Origin of the sequence: Streptomyces sp. NBC_00637 (assembly GCF_045161545.1) — a bacterium.
In the GTDB taxonomy this organism is placed as follows: domain Bacteria; phylum Actinomycetota; class Actinomycetes; order Streptomycetales; family Streptomycetaceae; genus Streptomyces.
The window spans coordinates 350181-373187 of the sequence record NZ_CP109046.1 but is presented as its reverse complement, the minus strand read 5'-3'; the positions used below and the strand labels follow the sequence as shown (position 1 = coordinate 373187).

The 23007-nt window shown below is 70.8% G+C and carries 11 protein-coding genes; 8 read left to right on the top strand and 3 right to left on the bottom strand.

Features of this window, described 5'->3' with window-relative positions; translation table 11 throughout:
* Positions 1-63 precede the first annotated feature (63 nt).
* Both OG440_RS01560 and OG440_RS01555 read right to left on the bottom strand, forming a co-directional pair.
* The gene (locus OG440_RS01560; RefSeq protein WP_406004997.1) at positions 64-1791 is read right to left on the bottom strand and encodes an MOSC domain-containing protein; all 1728 of its coding nucleotides are present in this window, start codon (positions 1789-1791) and stop codon (positions 64-66) included.
* Between the two features lie 308 nt (positions 1792-2099).
* Complete coding sequence (locus tag OG440_RS01555) at positions 2100-5417, bottom strand: LamG-like jellyroll fold domain-containing protein (RefSeq protein WP_406004996.1); 3318 nt, start codon at positions 5415-5417, stop codon at positions 2100-2102.
* Between the two features lie 513 nt (positions 5418-5930).
* Between OG440_RS01555 and OG440_RS01550 the strand changes: the two genes are divergently transcribed.
* Together OG440_RS01550 and OG440_RS01545 are read left to right on the top strand one after the other, a co-directional pair.
* Complete coding sequence (locus OG440_RS01550) at positions 5931-6764, top strand: class I SAM-dependent methyltransferase (protein WP_406004995.1); 834 nt, start codon at positions 5931-5933, stop codon at positions 6762-6764.
* Positions 6765-7118: 354 nt separating this feature from the next.
* Positions 7119-7919: a thioesterase family protein gene (locus tag OG440_RS01545; protein WP_406004994.1), complete on the top strand. Its 801-nt coding sequence runs from the start codon at positions 7119-7121 to the stop codon at positions 7917-7919.
* A gap of 52 nt (positions 7920-7971) precedes the next feature.
* On the opposite strand, the gene OG440_RS01540 is transcribed toward OG440_RS01545, so the two are convergent.
* Positions 7972-11400 (bottom strand): CARDB domain-containing protein, encoded by a 3429-nt coding sequence (locus OG440_RS01540; RefSeq protein WP_406004993.1) that lies wholly within the window; start codon positions 11398-11400, stop codon positions 7972-7974.
* A gap of 536 nt (positions 11401-11936) precedes the next feature.
* Between OG440_RS01540 and OG440_RS01535 the strand changes: the two genes are divergently transcribed.
* From OG440_RS01535 to OG440_RS01510, 6 genes are all read left to right on the top strand, one after another.
* The gene (locus OG440_RS01535; protein WP_406004992.1) at positions 11937-16223 is read left to right on the top strand and encodes a discoidin domain-containing protein; all 4287 of its coding nucleotides are present in this window, start codon (positions 11937-11939) and stop codon (positions 16221-16223) included.
* Between the two features lie 99 nt (positions 16224-16322).
* Positions 16323-17333, top strand: a complete 1011-nt coding sequence (locus OG440_RS01530) for a LacI family DNA-binding transcriptional regulator (RefSeq protein ID WP_406004991.1) — start codon at positions 16323-16325, stop codon at positions 17331-17333.
* 332 nt (positions 17334-17665) lie between these two features.
* Positions 17666-19081 carry an ABC transporter substrate-binding protein gene (locus OG440_RS01525; RefSeq protein ID WP_406004990.1) on the top strand — a complete coding sequence of 472 codons (1416 nt, stop codon included), beginning with the start codon at positions 17666-17668 and terminating at the stop codon, positions 19079-19081.
* Positions 19082-19229: 148 nt separating this feature from the next.
* Positions 19230-20192: a carbohydrate ABC transporter permease gene (locus OG440_RS01520; protein ID WP_406004989.1), complete on the top strand. Its 963-nt coding sequence runs from the start codon at positions 19230-19232 to the stop codon at positions 20190-20192.
* Between the two features lie 19 nt (positions 20193-20211).
* The gene (locus OG440_RS01515) at positions 20212-21087 is read left to right on the top strand and encodes a carbohydrate ABC transporter permease (RefSeq protein WP_406004988.1); all 876 of its coding nucleotides are present in this window, start codon (positions 20212-20214) and stop codon (positions 21085-21087) included.
* Between the two features lie 172 nt (positions 21088-21259).
* Positions 21260-22876 (top strand): glycoside hydrolase family 13 protein, encoded by a 1617-nt coding sequence (locus OG440_RS01510; protein ID WP_406004987.1) that lies wholly within the window; start codon positions 21260-21262, stop codon positions 22874-22876.
* The last annotated feature ends 131 nt before the right edge of the window (positions 22877-23007 follow it).

Genomic DNA, 23007 nt, shown 5'->3' with positions numbered 1-23007 from the left:
GGAGACCTTCCTCCCGCCACCGGGACCGACCTCGTTCCTCGGTCGGCCGTCACCCGTCGGCCGTCAGAGGTCGAGGACGACCTCCGTCACCGGAGTGCCGCAGCACACCAGGGTCGTACCGGGCTCGGGCGGTTCCAGCGGCGGGGTGGTGTAGGTGATGTCACCCGACACGAGCGGTGTGACGCACGTGTGGCAGACGCCGGTGCGGCAGGACCAGCGGGTGGGGATGTCGCAGGCCTCGGCGAGTTCGAGCAGCGAGGCGTGCGCGGGGGACCAGGGGGTCGCGAGACCGCTGCGGGCGAAGGTGACCAGGGGGCCGGCCCCCGTGGGGCCGGGCGGCTGGTGCGGCCGGATCGCGGTGCCGCCGGTCATACCGGGACCGATGCCGGGGTTGATGGCGGCCAGTGCGCTGAACCGCTCCGTGTGGACGTGCTCGGCGGCCACTCCACGGGCGCGCAGGACGGCGCCGAGGTCGTCCATGAACAGGGTCGGGCCGCACAGGTAGACGTCGGCGTCGGCGGGAACGTCCAGGGCCGCGAGCGACTCGACGGTCGGCCGGCCCTGGACGACTCGGGGATCGGCGGGCCGAGGGGCGGGCCCGGCCGTGTAGTAGATGTGCTCGTGGGCGGAGGGGAGATGTGCCAGCAGCGTGTGGGCCTCGTCGGCGAAGGCGTGGTGGGCGCGGTCGTGGGCGGTGTGGATCCACCAGACGGGGCGTGGATCACCGGTCTCGGCGAGGTGGTGGAGCATGGCGAGTACGGGGGTGACGCCGATGCCCGCCGAGATCAGGACGACCGGTCGGTCGCCCTCTTCGAGTACGAACGTCCCGCGCGGACTCGCGACGTCCACGACATCCCCGGGGCGCAGCGTGGTGTGGAGGTATCCGCTGACCTGTCCGTGGGGCTCGTGCTTGACGCTGACCCGGTAGACGCCCGACCCGGGCGCGGACGACAGGGAGTAGCTGCGTACCGCGGGAACACCGTCGCCGACGGGGAGCCGCAGGGACAGATACTGACCGGGGCGGGGCCGGGGCAGGCGGGTGCCGTCGACGCTGTCGAGATGGATCGACGAGACGGCGGGGGTCTCCCGGACGACGCGTGTGACGCGCATGGCCCTGAAACCGGGCCATCCCGGCTCGCTCGGGGGCTGCCGGGCGGCGGCGAGCTCTCGGAAGGACCGCTGCCAACCAGGGCTCAGAGCAGGGATGTCGAGCGCCCTGCGCAGCTTGTCCGGATCGCGGTCGGGCAGGTAGAGAAGAGCGTCGGTGTCGGCGACGCTGAGTCGCTCCGGGCCCCTGCGGACCAGGGTGATGTCGTCACCGGCCTCGACGAGCCCTTCGGTGATAACTCTCAGGTAGAAGCCGGGACGGTGGTGCGCGACCAGCAGGGAGGCCATGGCCGGTTCGCCCAGCCGCATGCCGACGCGGTAGCAGGTGACGCGGGGCTGCGTGACCTCGAACTCGGCTTCGCCGATGCGGTACCGGTCGCCGATGCACACCTCGTCGTCGGGCAGACCGTCGACGGTGAAGTTCTCCCCGAACATCCCGAAGGTCAGGTCGTCGCGGCCGAGCTGTTTGCGCCAGTACCGGTAGGACTGGAGCTGGTAGACGAGGACGGCACGGATGTCGCCGCCGTGCCCGGCCAGATCGCCCTGTCCGTCTCCCTCGACGTTCAGCCGTCGCACCATCCGCGGGCCGTCCACCGGCGACTTCCAGGCCGAGGTGTGGACGGTCCTGCCCTGCCAGGAGACGTCCTGTGGCATTCCTACGTTGACGGACACCAGCGTCACCATCGCGGACCTCCTGGGGATGTCCGGCCGGGGCAGACCCCCCGCGGCGCTGTGCGGCGCGCCGATTCCGATACTAGTTCGCGAGCCGACGCCCCCGCGATTCCGCGACGGCGCCGTACGGAGCGGTCGTCACCCTGCTCCCCGTCGGTCCCGGCCGTTGCCTGCCGTTCGCCGCCCCGTACCGCCGCGGCGGTGAGTCCCCGGGGCCGTCCCGGGCCCGCCCGGGGCCACGATCATCAGGGAACGGCGGCGGCGGCCTCGTCTCGTGAGAGGACAAGGCCGCCACCTGGCACCGAACGCGACGCCGCGGGTCAGGACACCTTGGGCTTCTCCTCCGTGTGGAGGGCGCTCACCTCCTCGCTGGTCAGGGCCCGGTCGACGGCGTGGACCTCGTCGACCGCGCCGTTCCAGAAGTCGACGTTCGCTCCGTCCCAGTGCGCGCGCCCCACGGTCAGCGGACCGGTGCTCGGGAGCGCGGTACCGCCGGTGGCCGTCGCCGCGAGCTTTCCGTCGACGTACAGCCGGATCTGGTTGCTCGTCGCGTCGCGCACCCCGGCCAGGTGGTACCAGCGGCCCGTCTCGGCGGACACGGCGACCTGGGCGCGATGCTCGCCGGGCGTGCTGAAGGCGAACGTGCCGTGGCCGTACTGGAGATAGAAGGGGTTGGCCGTGGCGCGGGAGTCCTGGCTGACCGCGGTGGCGTAGTTGCCGGGGATCGCGTCGAGCCTGACCCAGGCGGACACCGTGTAGCTGGCGCTGGTGTCGAGTACCGGTCCGGCGGTCTCGGCGTACTGCCGGAGACCGTCGAGCTTCAGGGCGCCGCCGCTGACGCCAGGGGTCCAGGACGTTCCCTCGCGCAGGGTGAGAGGGACGGCGTTCGGGCCGTCGTCCTTCGCGGTGGCGCCGGTGCCCTCGTCGAGGCTCCAGTGCCCGCCGCCCTTCGGGTGTCCCGCACGGCCCGCGGCGGCGCCGGCGGCGATCACCTCGCGGTTGATCCTCCGCACCTGGTCGGGATCGACCTTGATCTCGCGGCGGTCGTACGTGTACAGGCCGTTCAGCTCGTTCTCCAGGTCGGTGATCTGCGTGTACACCGAGCCCGACAGTTCGGCGCCGGCCTGCTCGACATAGAACTGCCGGGTGTTCTCGACGTACTTGCGGGTCAGCTCCTCCTTGGTGGTGACACCGCTGTAGATCACCGTCGGGGCGCCCGGCCACATGTGGCCCGGGGTGCGCAGGACGAAGCCCCCGTGTTCGCCGTCCATCGCGGCCCGGCCGCCGTCGGGGAAGGCGGGGTCGGTGTTGTTGTAGTCGTGGTGGTCGATGATGTCACCCTTGCCCGAATCCCCTTTGGAATTACAGCAGTTGACGCCGCTGTGGGCATTGACGACGCGGGACGGGTCGGCGGCCCGGACCGATTCGGCGATGCGGCCGGTCTCCTCGCGGTCCCACTCGCCCCAGCCCTCGTTGAAGACGATCCAGCCGATGACGGACGGCGAGTTGTGGTGCAGGCGCACGATCTCCTTGCCCTGGTCCACGAAGGCCTTGCGGCCCGCCTCGTCGGTGAGGTTCCCGGAGACGAAGTCCTGCCAGACCAGCAGGCCGAGCCTGTCGGCGTGGTAGAACCACCGCTGCGGTTCGACCTTGATGTGCTTGCGGACGGCGTTGAAGCCGAGCTTCTTGTGCGCTTCGAGGTCGAAGGCGAGGGCTTCGTCGCTGGGCGCGGTGTAGAGACCGTCGGGCCAGAATCCCTGGTCGAGCGTGGCGAGGGAGAAGATCGGCTTGCCGTTGAGGACGAGCTTGTCGAAGCCGCCCACCTTCTCGATGCGGACCTCGCGCATACCGAAGTAGCTGCCGACCTTGTCGGTCGACCTGCCGTCGGCGAGCGTGACGTCGAGGTCGTAGAGGTAGGGGTCGTCGGGGCTCCACAGATGCTGTTTCGCCACCGGCAGCCGCAGTTCCCCGCCGACGGGCCCCGCGACCCTGCCGACGACCTTGCCGCGCGCGTCGCGGGCGACCGCCTCGACGCGTGCGGCGGGGGAGGCGTGCTCGGAGTTCACCGTGACCGCGAGGGTGCCGCTGTCGATGTCGGGCGTGGTGACGAGGTCGTCGATCGAGGCGGGTGCGACGGGTTCCATCCACACGGTCTGCCAGATGCCGGAGGTCTGGGTGTAGAAGATTCCCCCCGGGTTCGTGGACTGCTTGCCCGTGGGCTGGTCGGCGCCTCCGGTGTCGGTGACGGCGACGACGATCTCCTGGGGGCCGGTGCCCTCGAGCGCGTCGGTGATGTCGGCGCTGAAGGCGTTGTAGCCACCGGTGTGTGCGGCGACCTTCCGGCCGTTGACATAGACATCGGCCTGGTAGTCGACGGCGCCGAAGTGGAGCTTGAGCCGGTCGGCCCGGCCGCTCCCGCCGACCTTCCAGCTCTTCGGGACGTCGACGAGTCTGCGGTAGAACATGTGGTCCTCGTGCCGCTCCAGCCCGGACAGCTGGGACTCGACCGGGAACGGCACGATGATCTTCTCGTCGAGGTTCCTGCCGAAGACCGGCTGCTCTCCCGCCTCGGCCGCGGCGAACTGCCAAGGACCGTTGAGGTTGCGCCACTTGGAACGCACCTGTTGGGGACGCGGGTACTCCGGCAGCGGGTGTTTCTCGTCGAGTTCGTCGCCCCACTCGGTGGTGAGCCGGTGGGTGGAGGCGTTGTCGGCATAGCGGATGACCTTCGGCACGCTCTCGCCGCCGGCCGTCAGCGCGCCCGCGCCGTCGTAGGAGACCCTGACCAGTTGGTTCCGCTGAATCGGCTCCGTGAGGTCGATGGACAGGGAGGAGGGGTCGCCGGGGGCGGCCTTCACCGACCTGATCGGCATGGCGGTGGTGTCCGCCTCGACCTTCAGATGCTCCTTGAGCCCCTGGAGCCCGCCCACCCTGCCGTCGAACCGGGCGCGCAGCCGCCGCCCGTTCTCGGCGACTGACATCTCGGCCGGGTACACCTCGAAGTCGGCCGGCGGGGTGAACGCGGACATCGGCACGATCTGCCGCGACATCGTGGGCGTCGACCAGCGCAGGTACATGTTGGCGCCGCCGGTGTCCTGGAACAGTTCCAGGCGGAAGTCGTGCTGCTCACCGGCGGTCAGCCGGACGGCGGCACTGGTCTGCTCCCGGTCCCAGTCACCCACCCAGTGGTCGATGACGGGCTTGCCGTCGACGAAGAGCCGGAAGCCGTTGTCGCCGATGGCGTGGAAGGTGTAGTCACCGGTGGCCGGTGCCTCGATCCGGCCCGTCCAGCGCGCGGTGGTGTGCTCGGTCCTGCCGGTCAACTCCTGGAAAGTGTCGGTCAGTCCGGAGAAGTTGATCTGCGGGTCGAGCAGGGTGCCGCCGAGTCGGTCGAAGTCCCGGGCGCCGGGCGCCGACATGCTGAAGTACTCGCCCTTCAGACCGTGGGTCTCGACGGCCGCCCGCTCGACCGGCGCGTGTTCGGCGGCCGGCTGTTCGGCGGCTGGTGCTGCCGAGGTGCTCCTCGGTGCCTCCGCGGCCGCCGCGGCGGGCAGCAGTCCGCTCGGGGGCAGGATCAGGGCCGCCGCGGCGAGCAGGGCCCACACTCTGGCTCTGGGGCGGCTGTCGTGTCGTGTCATCGAACCCTTCCTCGTACGGAGGCCGTGACCACGTCCGGCGGGAGCGAGGGCTCCTGGCCGGGAGCCCGGGGGAGGCGACTGCACACCGGTGACGGGACGCTCGGTCGGGCGACCTTTTCAACGTTGGAAATTCTGTGACAGCGGTATGACAGCACGCTCACAGGGGAGTGTCCAGACCTCACGCAGCACTCTGTCCACCCACCGGCACGGGGAACCGCGTGCGTTTCGGTCCGGGTCAAGTCCGCTTCCGTAAGCGCTGGTTCGACTCGCGGCACCGCGACCAGCCCGGCCGGGGACCGACTGCGGTCGCGGCCGCCCACGAGGCCCGGGCTCGGATCGAAACCGGAGGGAAGACCGGCACGGTGGCCCCGCCCCGAGACCCTGCCCAAGGGGTCGAACCGTGAGACAGTCGTAGGAAGTGTCCGGCCCGGCGAGAGGCTCGGCACAGCGGTCCGGGGCGGTGGCCCCCGCCCGGAGCCGTACGCATACGGTGCCGCGGCGGAGGGACCCGTCATGTCCGAGGCCAGTGAGGCGGCCCAGGCCGACCAGGCTCTGAAAGTGAAGCATCGCGCCATGTGGGCGTTGGGCGACTACCCTCTCGTGGCCGCGGACGTCATCCCGGACCTGGGACCTGAACTCGTGCGGGAGTGCGGTGTCCGGCCCGGGACCCGGGTGCTCGACGTCGCGGCCGGGTCGGGGAACGCCGCCATCCCCGCCGCCCTCGTCGGGGCCGACGTGGTGGCTGTGGACCTGACGCCGGAACTGCTGGAAGCCGGACGTCGGTTGGCCACGGAGCATGGTGCCGAGCTGGAGTGGCGCCAGGGCGACGCCGAGGAACTGCCGTTCGCGGACGCGGACTTCGACACCGTGGTGTCCTGCGTCGGCGTCATGTTCGCCCCGCACCACCAGCGGGCCGCCGACGAACTGCTGCGCGTCTGCCGCCCCGGCGGGAAGATCGGCCTCGTCAACTGGACTCCGGAAGGGTTCATCGGGCAGATGTTCGCCACCATGCGCCCCTACGCACCCCCGCCGCCGCCCGGCGCCCAGCCGCCCCCGCTGTGGGGTGACGAGAGCCATGTGCGTTCCCTGCTCGGCGACGGCGTGAGCGGCATCGACGCCCGCCGCCGCACGTTGCGGGTCGACCGGTTCTCCCGTCCGGAGGAGTTCCGGGAGTTCTTCAAGTCCTGTTACGGCCCGACCGTCGCCGTCTACGGTGCCCTCGCCGACGACCCCGAGCGGGTCGCCGAGCTCGACGCCGCACTCGCGGATCTGGCCGCCCGGCACCTCGCGGACGGCGCCATGGAATGGGAGTACCTGCTGGTCACGGCCGACAAGGCCACCGCCTAGGACCGGTCCGGCCGGGCTCGCCTCGCCCTTCCCCGGCCGGCGCGGGCAGGAGCGCTCACGCCGACGGCCCGGCGGCTCGCGGCGTTGTGGGGCGGGTCGGGGCAAGGTCAGGCACCCGGATCCCCGGCCGCGGAGAGGCCGCAGACCGGCAGCGGAAGTGCACGGACGAGCGCCGGTGGGGGCCGGTCGTCGACGTCCGACGGCTGACATCGGAGTCCGACGGGCGGCATCGATGCACGGATCGATCAGGTGGCGATGTGGTCGCGTGGAGGTACGCGACCCCCCCGCACATTGAGCAAGCGCTTAGTAACATGGCCTCGAATGGACCGCGACGTGAGACACGGAGGGAAGGCCATGCCGGAATCGGAAGCCGAGGCTTTCTACGAGCGGGAGGCCCAGGACCGGTTCCTCCCCACCGAGTGCACCCGGGGGCCGTGGGACGCCGGCTCCCAGCACGCGGGTCCGCCGGCCGCCCTGCTCGGGCTGGCTGTCGAGCAACGTCCGGGAGCACGGCCGGACATGAGGGTCGCCCGGCTCAGCTACGAGATCATGCGCCCGGTCCCGCTGAGCCCCCTGACCGTGGCCACGCGGGTGCTGCGCGCCGGGCGCAGCACCGAACTCGTGGAGGCCGCCCTGACGCCCGACGGCGGCAGGGACGTCATGCGGGTGACGGCGCTGCGGATGAAGACGGCGCCGCACTCGGTGCCGGAGGTGTCGCCCGGTCCGCAGGTGCCGGGGCCGGCGGCCGCACCGCACCAGGCGTTCTTCCCGGTTCCGTGGGACCGCGGGTACCACACCGCCATGGAGGTGCGCTTCGCCGCCGGCTCCTTCCTCGCAACCGGTCCGGCGACAGCGTGGATGAGGATGAGGGTGCCCCTGGTCGCCGGTGAGGAGATCACGCCGCTCAGCAGGGTGCTGACCGCTGCCGACTCGGGAAACGGCATCAGTGCCGAACTCGACTTCCACCGCTACGTATTCGTCAACGCCGACCTCACCGTCGGGCTGCACCGTCATCCCGAGGGCGAGTGGGTCTGCCTCGACGCCCGGACGATGGTGGACGGCTCCGGCATCGGCCTCGCCGAGTCCGCACTGCACGACGAGAAGGGCCCGCTGGGCCGCAGCACCCAGAGCCTGTACGTGGCCGCGCGCGGATGAGCCGGTGGGAACCGGTGGGTTCCCCCGCCGCCGGGGGAACCCACCGCGGATCTCAGGGGACGTCGCGTCGTCCCGTCCCTCCGTTCGGGGTTCCGGCGATGGTGAACTGCGAGCCCGGTTCGATCAGTACGTCACCCTGGGCCGATCCGGTGATCGTCACATCGGACAGAGTGGCGCTGCCGCGCGCGCCGCTCATCGCGAGGATGCCGGAGCCGTTGGCCGAGCCGTCGATGCGCACGTTCGTGATCTTCACACCCGGCATCGCGCCGCCACCCGTCTTGAACTGGATGCCGTCGTACGTCGAGTCGTGGATCTCGGTGTCCCGGATGGTGACGCCCGGGATGTCCTGACCCTGGGCGAACAGGGTGATCGCGCCGAACTCCTGGTCCTCGTTCCAGAACGCGCCGCCCGTGCGGTACAGGGCGTTGCCCGCGATCAGGGTCTCGCCGCCGAAGGGCAGCGGGTCGTGGTCGGTGGCCAGCATGATGCCCGGATAGTTCATGGTGTCGGAGACCACGTTGTTCTCGATCGTGTTGCCGTAACCGCCGTACACCGCGATGCCGTTGGCCCGCCAGGGCAGCGCGATCGTGTTGTTGCGGAAGTGGTTGTCGTGGCCGATGTCCACCGAGGTGTCCTTCACGTACTTGCTGGACCACACGGCGAGGGCGTCGTCGCCGGTGTTGCGGAAGGACGAGTTGTAGACAGTGGAGTTGCGGGTGCCGTTGGCGAAGTTGATGCCGTCGGCGTAGGTGTCGCGGATCCGCACACCGGAGAACTCCAGCCCGTCGCCCGGGCCCCACAGCTCGGGGATGTTGGAGTAGTCGCGGCCCACCCAGACACCTACGTTGGCGTGCTCGATCCACACGTTGGTGATCTTCGTGCCCTTGCCGAAACGGCCGTTGAGACCGACACCGCCCTCGGCGTTGCCGTCGCCGCCGCGGATGGTGCCCGAGCCGAAGATGGCGATGTCGGAGATCCGGGTGTTGGAGTCGATGTCGAAGCCGAAGTTGCCCTCGTGCGGGTGGTTGATGCCGCCCGCCTCCTGCGGCGGGGTCAGCGTGTACAGCTGGGAGTGCCACATGCCCGCACCGCGCAGGGTGACGTCGCGGATGCCCACCTGGTTGAACTGCCCCCGGTTCAACGGGTCGTCGGTGAGGATCTTCTGCTCCTGACGCCACTGCCCGGCCGGGATCCACACACAGGAGATCTGACCGTTCTGGTCGGCGGTGACGGCTCGCTGGATGGCGTCCGTGTCGTCGATGCCGTCGTTGGGCACGGCGCCGTACTCGGTGATCGAGGTGCAGTCGGCCGGCTTGGATGCCGCCGGAGCCACCTGCTCCAGGTCGACCAGGTCGATCACCTGGTAGGCGGCCGAGTCGCCCGCGTCGCGCTGGAGCCGGAACACGGTGCCCGCCGGGTAGCTCTTCGACAGCAGCGCGTGGGACTCGTCGAACAGGCGCCGCGCGTCGCCGCCGGGCCGGTTGGTCAGACCCTCGGGATCGTCGGTGGTGCCGTACAGCCAGCTGTGTTTGGACGACAGGGTCAGCTTCTGCACGAAGACGCCGTCGGCGTACAGGCTGACGGTGGCGTCCGCACCGCCGCCCGAGGCCGAGTCGGGGACGGAGTTGCGCACCACGAGGGAGTTGGCCGCGTCGGTGGAGGTGAACTCCACGTACTGGCCGGTCGAGGTGAGCCGGACCGACCTGCGGCCGGAGGACTCGGTGGCGAAGTTGGTGTGTCCGAAGGTCCGTGTCGCGTCGGCGGTGAGGAGGGTGCCGGTGTACCGGCCGTCCTCCGCCTCGTACTCGGTGTAGGGCACGGCGGCGCCGCGTCCGACCACCAGGGACCTGGTGAGGACGTTGTTGTTCTCGTTCGTCTCCGCGACGACCCCGGTGGCGTCGGCGGTCGCGGTGAGGGTCGCCCCGCCCGCGGTGGCCGTCCAGGTTCCGGCGATGGTGACGTTCGCCGTGGCGTCGGGGGCCAACTGTCCGGTGGTGCCGTCGAGGGTGGTCGAGCCTGCCCGGAGCCGGGTCACCGAGCCGGCGGCCGCGCCGCCGATGCCGCTGTTGTGCACGGCGACGGTGAAGGAGACGGCCTGGCCGACGGCCGGGTTGGCCGGGCTGGTGGTGATCGAGCGCACCTCCAGGTCCGGGCCCGGCGCCCGGGTGACGACCAGTCGGTTCGCCGCCGTACGACTGTTGTTGCTGTCGTCCAGTTCCGGGACGGCGCCCCGGGGGTCGACGACCGCCGAGACGCCGTAGCTGCCCGCCGCACGGGTACCGGTGCCGATGTCGATGGTCGCCGAGGCGCCCGGGTCCAGCGCCGGGACGGCGCCGCTGCCCGCGACCGTGCCCTCCACGCTGACTTCGGCCGTGGTGGCGGCGGAGCGCGCGGTGCCCGCGTTGCGCACGGTGGTTTTGACGGTGACCGCGTCGCGCTCGCTGGGCGCGGCCGGCGTCCAGTCCAGGGTGGTGACCGTCAGGTCGGGGGCGGGCGCGGCGGTGCCCACGACCTGGAACTCGGCCACCTGCCCGCCGGGCGCACCGGAGTTGGCGGTGAAGTGCAGCCGCACGTCGGACCAGCGGCCGCTGACCGGAACGGTCACCGTGTTGCCGCTCGCCGGGCTGAAGGAGTACGACTTCGCGGCGGCCAGCGAGGTGAAGGCGCTCGCGGACTGGGGGCGGCCGAGCACCTGGAGGGTCTGGGTGCGGGCCGCCCATACCGGGTCCGGGTCGAGCTTGACCACCACGCCGGTCACATCGGCGTCCGCGCCCAGCTTGACGGTGAGGTCCGAGGGGTGACCGGCCGCCTCCCAGTATGTGGAGACGGAGTCGTCGGTGGCGTTGGCGGCCACGTACGACTGCGCGGACGAGGTGGCCTCGACCGGCTTGTTGCGGGCCAGGTTGGTGCCGGCCGGTGGCGGGTCGCCCGGGTCCGTGCCGCCGTCCTCGCCGTAGACCTCGAGCTCGGAGAGCTGCGCGGCGTTCCATCCGGTGTTGCCGGAGACGTTGACACGGACATACCGCACGTCCGCCGGGGAGGCGAGGGCGACGGACACCGTGTTGGCCTGGGCCGGGTCGAACACCTTGACCGAGGAGGCCGCGAGCGTACTGAAGCCGCTGCCGTCGCCGCTGCCCTGCAACGACAGGGTCTCGTTACGGCTGCCCCACCCGGTCGGGAGCTTGAGCACCACGCGGTCCACCGCGCGGGCCGCGCCGAGGTCGACCTGTGCCCACTGCGGGAAGGACGCCGCCGGGCCCTCCCAGTAGGAGGCCTGGACACCGTCGGTGAGGTTGCGGGCCGGGTACTCGGCGTGCGCGCCACCCGCCGTGGCGGGGCGGCCGAGGGCGAGATTGACGTCGGCCGCGGCGGGGGCCGCCTGGGCGGGGGAGACGAAGGCCAGGGGAAGCAGGCCGCTCGCCAGAAGCCCGGCGACGACCGCGCCGGTCACGGGCCGACGGCCCGGTGGTCTCCAACTCATGAAGTCCTCTGTTCGGTCGGTGAACACGGGGGAAGGCACGGCAGTGCGCCCGGGAGGTGCGGGGAGGTGCGGGAGGGTGTGGGAGGAGAGCGCGGGAGGCCCCGAGGGGGCCGAACCGAGGTGGGGACGCCGGCCGTGCACGCAAAATTGAGTCGAACAGTCGATTCTTTGCGGAAAGTACGCCCACAGCGTTCTAGCGTGTCCTCGCTTTGTCAACGGTCCCCGTAGTAACAGGAGTTGACCACGCAAGCGGCTTGCGCTACTTGCGGATCTGCTTGCGTTCTCGTGAAAGCCCGCACGAAACTCGCTGATCCCGGCACTTACGCAGGCCGTTCCGGAGATGGCCGGATCGGATCCGGCCCGTCGTGACGGTGGACGAACGTCAGTCGGTCTGCAACTCTCTGATCGATTCACGCAAAAGTGACGCCCTGTCCCGCAGATTGAGGCGTGCCCGGTGCGTCGCCCACCCCACCCCATCCATCAACCGTGTCCTTTCCGCGCCACGGCACGGCGGACGGGACGGAAATCGGGGAGAGATGAGACCTGAGCGCAGGGGATGGCGGGCCATGGCCGCAGCCGTCCTCACCACCGGCCTGCTGGCGCTGGGGGTGTCGTCACCGACCACCGCCTCGGCGGCCGGCGGCCCCGACCTCGCCGCCGGACGGCCCACCGCGGCCAGCAGCTCGCATCCCGAGTACGCCGCCCGCAACATCACCGACGGCGACCAGGGCTCCTACTGGCAGAGTGCGGGCGGCGCCCTGCCGCAATGGGTCCAGGCCGACCTCGGCTCCACCGCCCGTGTCGACGAGGTCGTGCTGAAGCTGCCCGCGTCCTGGGAGAATCGCAGCCAGACCCTTTCCGTCCAGGGCAGCGCCGACGGCACCGGCTTCACCACCCTGAAGGCGTCCACCGCGTACACCTTCAGCCCTGGCTCGGCCAACACCGTCACGGTGACCTTCCCGGCCGGGCAGACCCGCTATGTACGCGTCGAGATCACCGCCAACACCGGCTGGCAGGCAGCCCAGCTCTCCGAACTGCAGGTGCACGCGGCGGGCGAGTCCTCCGCCGACCTCGCCCACGGCCGCACCCTCACCGCGAGCAGCCACATCGACCCGTACGCGCCGGCCAACGCGGCGGACGGGGACAAGGCCAGCTACTGGGAGAGCCGCAACAACGCACTCCCGCAGTGGATCCGCGCCGACCTGGGCTCCTCGCTCGGCGTCGACCGAGTGGTCCTCGGGCTGCCGAGCGGCTGGGGCGCCCGCACCCAGACCCTGAAGATCCAGGGCAGCGCCGACGGGACCGACTTCACCGACCTGACGGCCTCGCGGGACTACCGGTTCGCCCCCGCCGACGGGAACGAGGTGACGATCACCTTCGACACCGCCACCACCCGCTACGTCCGGGTCATGGTCACCGCCAACACCGGCCAACCGGCCGCCCAGTTGTCCGAGCTGGAGGTCTACGGCCCGGCGACCGGCGACACCCGGGCGCCCACCGCCCCGGCGGACCTGGCGTTCACCGAGCCTGCGGCCGGGCAGATCCGGCTGACCTGGAACGCCTCCACCGACGACACCCGCGTCACCGGCTACGACGTCTACGCCGACAACGAGCTGCTGACCTCGGTCGCCGGCGACGTCACCACCTACACCGACACCCGGCCCGCGAGCGTCACGGTCGCCTACTTCGTACGGGCCAGGGACGCCGCCGGGAACGTCTCCGGCGACAGCGGCACCGTCATCCGCCCCGGCGCGACCGGCGACACGCAGGCGCCCACCGCCCCGGCGGACCTGGCGTTCACCGAGCCTGCGGCCGGGCAGATCCGGCTGACCTGGAACGCCTCCTCCGACAACACCGGCGTCACCGGTTATGAGGTGTACGCGAACAACGGCCTGCTGACCACGGTCGCGGGCGACGTGACCACCTACACCGACAACCGCCCCGCCACCGCGACCGTGTCGTATGCCGTGCGGGCCAAGGACGCGGCCGGGAACGTCTCCGGCAACAGCAACACCGTCACGCGAACCGGCACCTCCGGCCCCGGTTCCAACCTGGCCGTCGGCAAGCCGATCACGGCCTCCTCGGCCGTGCACACCTTCGTGGCCGAGAACGCCAACGACAACTCCACCGCCACCTACTGGGAGGGGACCGGCCACCCCGCCACGCTGACCGTGAAGCTCGGCGCCGACGCCGACGTCACCTCGCTGGTCCTGCGCCTCGACCCGGCCGGCTCCTGGGGCCCGCGCACCCAGACCGTGCAGGTCCTCGGGCGTGAGCAGTCCGCGAGCGGCTACACCTCGCTGGTGGCCGCCAAGGAGTACGCCTTCAGTCCGGCGACCGGCAACACGGTGACCGTCCCGGTCACCGCACGCGTCGCCGACGTCCAGCTGCGATTCACCACCAACTCCGGTGCTCCCGCCGGGCAGATCGCCGAGTTCCAGGTGATCGGCACCGCCGCGCCCAACCCCGACCTGGAGGTCACCTCGCTCTCCGCCTCGCCGGTCGCGCCCGTCGAATCGGACCCCGTCACCCTGTCCGCCACGGTCCGCAACAGCGGCGAGACCGCCGCGCCCGCGAGCAGTCTCGCGCTGCGCCTGAACGGCACCAAGGTCGCCACCGCCGCCGTCGCGCCCCTGGCCGCCGGCGCGCAGACCACCGTCAGCGCCTCCATCGGCGCCCGCGACACGGGCACCTACCAGCTCAGCGCCGTCGCGGACGAGGGCGGTGCGGTGATCGAGCAGAACGAGACCAACAACACCTACACGGCGCCCAGCTCGCTCGTCGTGCGCCCGGTCGACAGCTCCGACCTGGTCCCCGTGGTCACCACCTCACCGTCCGGACCGGCCGCGGGCGACAGCGTCACCTTCCGGGTCGCCGTGCGCAACCAGGGCACCATCGCCTCGGCGGGCGGGGCCCATGCCCTCACTCTCGTCCTGGTCGACTCCAAGGGGGCGGCCGTCCGTACCCTGACCGGCTCCCATGACGGGGTGATCGCCGCCGGTGCCACCACCGCGCCGGTCGGCCTCGGCACCTGGACCGCCGTCGACGGCACCTACACGGTGCGCGCCACGGTCGCGGCGGACGGGGGCGAACCTCCCGTGAAACGGGAGAACAACACCGTCGAGCAGCCGCTGTTCGTCGGACGCGGCGCCGACATGCCGTACGAGACGTACGAGGCGGAGGACGGCGCCACGGGCGGCGGCGCCACCACCGTCGGACCCAACCGCACCGTCGGCGACCTCGCGGGCGAGGCTTCCGGCCGCAGAGCCGTCACCCTCGACAACAACGGCGCCTACGTGGAGTTCACGACCCGGTCGGCGACCAACACCCTGGTGACCCGCTTCTCCGTCCCCGACGCCCCGGGGGGCGGGGGCATCGACACCACCTTGAACGTCTACGTCGACGGCACCCTCCGCACGGCACTGCCGCTCACCTCGCGGTACGCCTGGCTGTACGGCGCCGAGGCCTCGCCCGGCAACGCGCCCTCCGCGGGCGCCCCGCGGCACATCTACGACGAGGCGCACCTGCTGCTGGGAGCGACCGTCCCGGCCGGTGCGAAGATCCGGCTCCAGAAGGACGCGGCGAACACCTCGCGGTACGCGATCGACTTCGTCAGCCTGGAGCAGGTCGCGCCCGTCGCCAACCCCGACCCGGCCAGGTACGCCGTCCCGGCCGGCCTCACCCACCAGGACGTGCAGAACGCCCTCGACCGGGTCCGCATGGACACCACCGGCACACTCACCGGCGTCTACCTGCCGCCGGGTGACTACCGGACGTCCTCCAAGTTCCAGGTGTACGGCAAGGCCGTGCAGGTCGTCGGCGCCGGACCCTGGTACACCCGATTCCGCGCGCCGGACGGACAGGAGAACACCGACGTCGGATTCCGGGCCGACGCGAGCGCCAAGGGCTCGGCGTTCCGCGGGTTCGCCTACTTCGGCAACTACACCTCGCGCATCGACGGACCGGGCAAGGTGTTCGACTTGGCCAACGTGTCGGACATCGTCGTCGACGACACCTGGACCGAGCACATGGTCTGCCTGTTCTGGGGCGCCGACACGGACCGGACGACCATAAGCAACTCCCGGATCCGCGACACGTTCGCCGACGGGATCAACATGACCAACGGGTCGACGGACAACCACGTCGTCAACAACGAGTCCCGCTCCACCGGCGACGACAGCTTCGCGCTGTTCTCGGCGATCGACGCGGGCGGCGCCGACATGAAGGGCAACCTCTACGAGAACCTGACCTCGCTGCTGACCTGGCGGGCCGCGGGCATCGCCGTGTACGGCGGCTACGACAACACCTTCCGCAACCTGTACATCGCCGACACCCTGGTCTACTCGGGGATCACCATCAGCTCGCTGGACTTCGGCTATCCGATGAACGGCTTCGGCACCGAACCGACGACGGTGGAGAACGTCTCCGTGGTCCGCTCCGGCGGGCACTTCTGGGGCGCCCAGACCTTCCCCGGCATCTGGCTCTTCTCCGCGTCCAAGGTGTTCCAGGGCATCCGCGTCGACGACGTGGACATCGTCGATCCGACCTACTCCGGAATCATGTTCCAGACGCAGTACGTCGGAGGGCAGCCGGTGAATCCGATCAAGGACACCGTCCTCACCGACATCTCGATCACCGGCGCCCGCAGGAGTGGTGACGCCTTCGACGCCAAATCCGGCTTCGGGGTGTGGGCGAACGAGCTGCCCGAGCCCGGCCAGGGGCCCGCGGTCGGCGAGGTCACCTTCCACGGGCTGCGCCTGAACGGCAACGCCGTGGACGTCCGGAACACCACCTCCACCTTCAAGATCAACATCAGCCCCTGACCGCCTGCCCGCAAGAGGACGATGGATCCTGACGGAAAATGAACATGGAGGTCTTGATTGGCGCAAGCCGCTTGCGCGGCTTGCGCTAGCCTTGCGCCCATGACGCGACGACTTGCTCAGGTTGCCAAGAAGGTAGGGGTCAGCGAGGCCACGGTCAGCCGGGTGCTCAACGGCAAGCCGGGAGTATCCGAGACCACCCGTCAGTCGGTGCTCACCGCGCTGGACGTGCTCGGCTACGAGCGTCCCACCCAACTGCGCGGCGAACGTGCCCGGCTGGTGGGACTCGTCCTGCCGGAGCTTCAGAACCCGATCTTCCCGCTGCTGGCCGAGGTCATCGGGGGCGCGCTCGCCCAGCAGGGGCTGACCCCGGTGCTGTGCACCCAGACCAAGGGCGGCGTCTCCGAGGCCGATTACGTCGATCTCCTCCTCCAGCAGCACGTCTCCGGCGTGGTCTTCGCCGGTGGGCTGTTCGCGCAGGCCGACGCCCCGCACGACCACTACCGGCAGCTCGCCGAACGGCGGATCCCGGTGGTCCTGATCAACGCGCCCGTCGAAGAGCTGGACTTCCCCTGCGTCTCCTGTGACGACGCCGTCGCCGTGGAGCAGGCCTGGCGTCATCTCTCCCTGCTGGGCCACGAGCGCATCGGGCTCGTCCTCGGGCCGCGCGACCACATGCCCTCGCGCCGCAAGCTCGCCGCCGCCACGGCCGCGGCCGAGGCGGCCGGTTCCTCGCTCCCCGACGAGCGGGTGGAGCGCTCGATGTTCTCCCTGGAGGGCGGCCAGGCGGCCACCTCGCGGCTGCTCGACCGCGGGGTCACCGGCATCATCTGCGCCAGCGACCCGCTGGCCCTCGGGGCGATCAGGGCCGCCCGGCGGCGCGGCCTCGCGGTGCCCGAGCAGGTGTCCGTCGTCGGTTTCGACGACTCCGCGTTCATGAACTGCACGGAGCCCCCGCTGTCCACCGTGCGTCAGCCGATCGAGGCCATGGGGCGTGCCGCCGTGGACCTGCTGTGCACCCAGATCCGGGGCGGCGAAGTGCCGCCCGGTGAGCTGCTGTTCGAGCCGGAGCTGGTCGTCCGCGGCTCCACGGCCCAGGCGCCGCGCGACTGACGGAACCCGTCCCGCTCGGCACCCCCCTCGCGCACACCGCGCCCGTCGCGTCATCGGCCGGCCCACGGACCCCGTGGGCCGGCCGCGTCATGTCGCCACCGGTCCGCGAGCGAGGGACGCCGTTCGCGAAGCGGTATCCGATGTTCCGCGCCCGACACCGACTTGCAGCCAATCACCGGGCGTCAGCCACTCCATCTACCGTGCTCTGTCGAGCAATTACGAAATCTGCGCGGGATATTGCGCAGTCTTGTCGGCGGTGATTGAGTGTGCGGCGCCCCACCTCGTCCTGGTGAGGGGGCACCTTCCACGTTCATGCCCGAAGGGGACCACCCATGAGAAGAGCTCGGTTCCGCCGCACCCGCCGCGCGGGCGCCGTCACCCTCGTCTCCGCTCTCACACTGACGGCGCTCGCCGCCTGCGGCACGAGCAGCAGCGACGACGGTGACAACGGCGACGGGAACAGCGCGAACGCCAACCCCGCCGCGCCGCTGGACCCCAAGACCAAGGTGACCATCACCATCGACTGCATGCCGCCGGCGGCCAAGAAGGCCGAGCTCGAGGAGTGGAACGAGGACGTCGAGGAGTTCAACAAGACGTACCCCAACGTCACCGTGCAGGGCCGCTCCACCCCCGGCCAGTGCCTGGAACCGCCCCGCTTCACCGCGATGCTCAAGGCGAAGTCCCAACCCGACGTGTTCTACACGTACTTCACCGACCTCGACCAGGTCCTCGACAACGACGGCGCCCAGGACATCAGCGCCTACGTCAACGACCGGACCGTGCCGCTGCTGAAGGACATCGACCCGGACGTCCTCGGCTCGCTCAAGAAGGACGGCAAGCTGTACGGCCTGCCCACCAGCAACTACCGGATGGGCCTGCTCATCAACCGCCCGCTCTTCGAGAGGGCCGGCCTCGACCCCGACACCCCGCCCGCCACCTGGGAGGACGTCCGTTCGGCGGCCAAGAAGATCGCCGCACTGGGCGACGGTGTGGCCGGTTTCGGCGAGTACAGCGCCGGCAACACCGGCGGCTGGCACTTCACCGCGCAGATGTACAGCCTCGGCGGTGAGGTCGTCGACGCTTCCGGTACGAAAGCCGCGTTCAACGACGCCACCGGCAAGCAGGTCGCCCACAACCTCCACGCGATGCGCTGGGAGGACGACGCCATGGGCAAGACCCAGCTGCTGAAGTGGGGCGACCTCCAGAAGCAGATCGCCACCGACAAGCTCGGCATGTTCCTCGCCGCACCCGACGACGTGACCTACATGGTCCAGCAACTGGGCGCCAAGTACGAGAACTTCGGCATGGGCCCGATCCCCGGCGGCAAGAACACTCTCGCCGGCGGCAACAACTACATGATCAAGAAGGGCATCTCGTCCGACAAGGTCAAGGCCGCGATCGCCTGGCTGAACTTCAAGTTCACCACCGTCGGCAAGGGCCAGTACGACTGGGAGCGCACCAAGGGCGACAGCCTTCCCGTCGGACTGCCGCAGCCCAACCTGTGGCTGAACGACAGCAAGACCAAGGACGACGCGGCCCGGCGGCAGTTCGCCACCATGCCGGTGCAGAACTTCAAGGCCTTCATGGACAACCCGGTCCCGGGCAAGGCCGAGCCGCCGAAGGCGCAGGAGATCTACAAGGTCCTGGACAACGTGATGTCCGGCATCCTCACCGACAAGGACGCCGACATCGACAAGCTCCTGTCGACGGCGGAGACCCAGGTGAACCAGGTCCTCGCCAACCGGTGACCCCCGCGGGGCCGGGCGGTCTCGCACCGCCCGGCTCGCGAGCGCACCCGCGGCTCCGCCCCGACCGGCGCGCCCGGCGCCTTTCCGCCCACGTCACACCACCGGACCGTCCCGTCCGACGGCACCGCAGTCCGACCGAGGAGCATCCATGTCGGCCCCCACCCTCACCAAGGACCCGGCGGCCGGGGCCCGCCGTCCCCGCCGACCGCGCGCCGGCGCCGCCCGGCCCCCGGCCGGAGGACTCGGCAAGGCCCTGCGCCGCAACGTCACCGCCCACGGGTTCCTCATCGGCGCGGTGCTCTGCTTCGCCTTCTTCTCCTGGTACCCGATCGTCCGCGAGTTCCTGCTGGCCTTCCAGAAGACCGAGGACGGCCAGGTCAGCTGGACCGGCTGGGACAACTTCGTCACCATCTGGAACGACCCCGCCTTCGGCCAGGCCTGGCGCAACACCCTCTGGTTCACGGTCCTCGCACTCGTCCTGGGCTTCGCCGTCCCCTTCGTCACGGCCCTCGTCATCAACGAGTTCCGGCACGGCCAGGGCTATCTGCGGCTCCTGGTCTACCTGCCCGTCATGCTGCCGCCCACCGCGTCGGTCCTGCTCTTCAAGTACCTCTACGACCCCGGGTACGGCATGTTCAACGAGGTGCTGGACGTCTTCGGCATACCCGCCCGGCAGTGGCTCCAGGACCCCGACACCGCGATGCTCTCCGTCGTCGTCGCCTCCACCTGGATGAACATGGGCGGCGCGACCCTTATCTACCTGGCCGCGCTCCAGAGCGTCCCGGGCGAACTGTACGAGGCCGCCGAACTCGACGGGGCCGGCCTGCTGCGCAAGGTGTGGCACGTGACGATCCCGCAGACCCGGCTGATCCTGGCCCTGATGCTGCTCATGCAGATCATCGCCACCATGCAGGTCTTCATCGAGCCGTTCCTGCTGACCGGCGGCGCCGGACCCGAGGGGTCCACCACGACCGTCGTCTACCTGATCTATCAGTACGCCTTCAACTTCAACAACTACGGTGCCGCCGCGGCGCTCGGCCTGATCCTGCTCGTACTGCTGGCCGCCTTCTCGGCCGTGTACACCAGGCTCAACCGCGCCACGGAAGCGTAGGACCGGGGGAGACACGGACATGTCCACACGCACGCTCATCTCGCCCGCAGCCCTCGCCCGCCCGCGCGGCCGGCTGCTGTACCGGCTGTGCTTCGCGCTCGTCGTCGTCCTGTTCACGCTGGCCTTCCTCGGCCCGCTGTACTGGATGGTGTCCGGCGGCCTCAAGACCACCCAGGAAGCCGTCCAGACGCCCCCGACCTGGGTGCCCGGCTCCGTCCACCCGGAGAACTACCAGCGGGCCTGGGAGGTGATGGATCTCGCCCGCCTGCTCCTCAACACCCTCTACTACGCGTTCGGCGCGCTCGCCTTCCAACTGGTGCTGGACGTCGCCGCCGCCTACTCCCTGTCCCGGCTGCGGCCCGTCCTCGGCAAGGCGATCCTCGGCCTGATGCTCGTCACGCTGATGATCCCGGCGACCGTCCTCGTTGTCCCGCAGTACCTCACCGTGCTGGACGTGCCGATCGTCGAGCGCAACCTGCTCAACTCGCCCTGGGCGATCTGGCTGCCCTCGGTGACCAACGCCTTCAACATCTTCCTGCTGAAGCGGTTCTTCGACTCCATCCCCAAGGAACTCCTGGACGCGGCCTCCATGGACGGCGCGGGCCCGCTGCGCGTCCTGTGGTCCGTCGTCCTGCCGATCTCCCGCCCCATCCTCGGCGTGGTGTCCATCTTCGCGGTCGTCGGCGTCTGGAAGGACTTCCTCTGGCCGATGCTGGTGCTGCCCGACCCCACCGGCCAGACCCTCGCCGTCGGCATCTACTCGCTCGCCACCAGCGTGCCCGAGAACGTGCTGATCGCCGCCCTCACCATCGCGTCCCTGCCGACGCTGCTGCTGTTCCTGCTCTTCCAGCGCAACATCATGAGCGGACTGACCGCGGGCGGCCTCAAGGGCTGAGCCCGGCACGGCCCTTCCGGTACCGGCGCCCCACAGTCCCGCCCGCCGGGCGAGGCCACGTGCCCGCACGCCCCGTCGGTACCCCTTCCGAACTCCGTCGCCGCCCCGTCCTCGACGCCCCGCTGTCAGGGGCGGCGGCGGAGAACCACCCCTGCCCCGAAAGGACCGTCACGTGGCAGCCCCGCACCCCGACAGGACCCCCGCCCCCTCGGACGACTGGTGGCGTGGCGCCGCCATCTACCAGGTGTATCCCCGCAGCTTCGCCGACGGCGACGGCGACGGCACCGGGGACCTGGCGGGCGTACGGGCGAGACTGCCCTACCTCGCCGAACTCGGCGTCGACGCCATCTGGTTCACCCCCTGGTACCTCTCGCCGCTCGCCGACGGCGGCTACGACGTCGCCGACTACCGCACCATCGACCCCGCCTTCGGCACCCTCGACGAGGCCGAGCGACTGATCGGCGAGGCGCGCGCCCTCGGCATCCGCACCATCGTCGACATCGTCCCCAACCACGTCTCCGACCAGCACCCCTGGTTCCGGGCCGCGCTCGCCGCGGGACCCGGCAGCCCCGAGCGCAAACTGTTCCACTTCCGGCCCGGACGCGGTGAGCACGGCGAACTGCCGCCCAACGACTGGCCGTCGCAGTTCGCCGGCGGGACCTGGACCCGGGTCGAGGACGGCGAGTGGTACCTGCACCTCTTCACCCCCCAGCAGCCCGACCTCAACTGGGCCCACCCGGCGGTCCGCGAGGAGCATGAGGACGTCCTGCGCTTCTGGTTCGAGCGGGGCGTGGCCGGCGTCCGCATCGACTCGGCCGCCCTGCCCGCCAAGGACCCCGACCTGCCCGACTTCGTCGAGGGCCGCGAGCCCCACCCGTACATCGACCGCGACGAGCTGCACGAGATCTACCGCTCCTGGCGCAGCGTCGCCGATGTCCACGGCGGGATCTTCGTCGGAGAGGTCTGGCTGCCGGACGCCGAACGCTTCGCCCGCTATCTGCGCCCCGATGAACTGCACACCGCGTTCAACTTCAACTTCCTGGCCTGCCCCTGGGACGCGGAGCGGCTGCACGGCGCCATCGACGACACCCTGGCCGAACACGCCCCGGTCGGCGCACCCGCCACCTGGGTGCTGTGCAACCACGACGTGACGCGCACGGTCACCCGCTACGGCCGGGCGGACACCGCATTCGACTTCGCGACCAAGGAGTACGACACCCCGACCGACCTGGCGCTCGGCACCCGCAGGGCCCGCGCCGCCGCCCTCCTCACCCTCGCGCTACCCGGCTCCGTCTACCTCTACCAGGGCGAGGAACTCGGCCTGCCCGAGGCGGACATCCCGCGTGAGCGCATTCAGGATCCGATGCATTTCCGCTCCGGGGGCGCCGACCCCGGCCGCGACGGCTGCCGGGTCCCGCTGCCCTGGACCGCCGACGCCCCGTACGCGGGCTTCGGCTCGCGCACCGAACCCTGGCTGCCGCAACCGGCGGGCTGGTCCGCGTACGCGGCCGACCTCCAGGCCGCCGACCCCGGCTCGATGCTGGTTCTCTACCGCACCGCGCTGCGGCTGCGCCGCACCGAGGCCGGCCTCGGCGACGGACCCCTGGAGTGGCTGCCCGCCCCCGCCGGGGCCCTCGCGTTCCGCCGGACGCCGGGCCTGCTCTGCGTGGTCAACCTGACCGCGGCCCCGGTCGCCCTCCCCGAACACGATCACGTCCTGCTCGCCAGCGGCCCCCTGGACGCCGACGGACGGCTGCCGGGCGACACCGCGATCTGGCTGCGCGAGTGAGCGCCGAGAGCGGCCCCTCGGCCGAGCCAGGTGCCCGCCAAACGCGCGCGTCGAGGACGGTCGCAGGGCGGCGCCCCTTCCCACGGCCCTCCGCCTGACGGCCCGCCGCGCTACGGCACCTCGACCCGCGG

Bases quoted from the DNA above. Each gene is read 5' to 3' on its own strand.
- OG440_RS01560 (WP_406004997.1), bottom strand. From the start codon at position 1,791: ATGGTGACGCTGGTGTCCGTCAACGTAGGAATGCCACAGGACGTCTCC.
- OG440_RS01555 (WP_406004996.1), bottom strand. From the start codon at position 5,417: ATGACACGACACGACAGCCGCCCCAGAGCCAGAGTGTGGGCCCTGCTC.
- OG440_RS01550 (WP_406004995.1), top strand. From the start codon at position 5,931: ATGTCCGAGGCCAGTGAGGCGGCCCAGGCCGACCAGGCTCTGAAAGTG.
- OG440_RS01545 (WP_406004994.1), top strand. From the start codon at position 7,119: ATGCCGGAATCGGAAGCCGAGGCTTTCTACGAGCGGGAGGCCCAGGAC.
- OG440_RS01540 (WP_406004993.1), bottom strand. From the start codon at position 11,400: ATGAGTTGGAGACCACCGGGCCGTCGGCCCGTGACCGGCGCGGTCGTC.
- OG440_RS01535 (WP_406004992.1), top strand. From the start codon at position 11,937: ATGAGACCTGAGCGCAGGGGATGGCGGGCCATGGCCGCAGCCGTCCTC.
- OG440_RS01530 (WP_406004991.1), top strand. From the start codon at position 16,323: ATGACGCGACGACTTGCTCAGGTTGCCAAGAAGGTAGGGGTCAGCGAG.
- OG440_RS01525 (WP_406004990.1), top strand. From the start codon at position 17,666: ATGAGAAGAGCTCGGTTCCGCCGCACCCGCCGCGCGGGCGCCGTCACC.
- OG440_RS01520 (WP_406004989.1), top strand. From the start codon at position 19,230: ATGTCGGCCCCCACCCTCACCAAGGACCCGGCGGCCGGGGCCCGCCGT.
- OG440_RS01515 (WP_406004988.1), top strand. From the start codon at position 20,212: ATGTCCACACGCACGCTCATCTCGCCCGCAGCCCTCGCCCGCCCGCGC.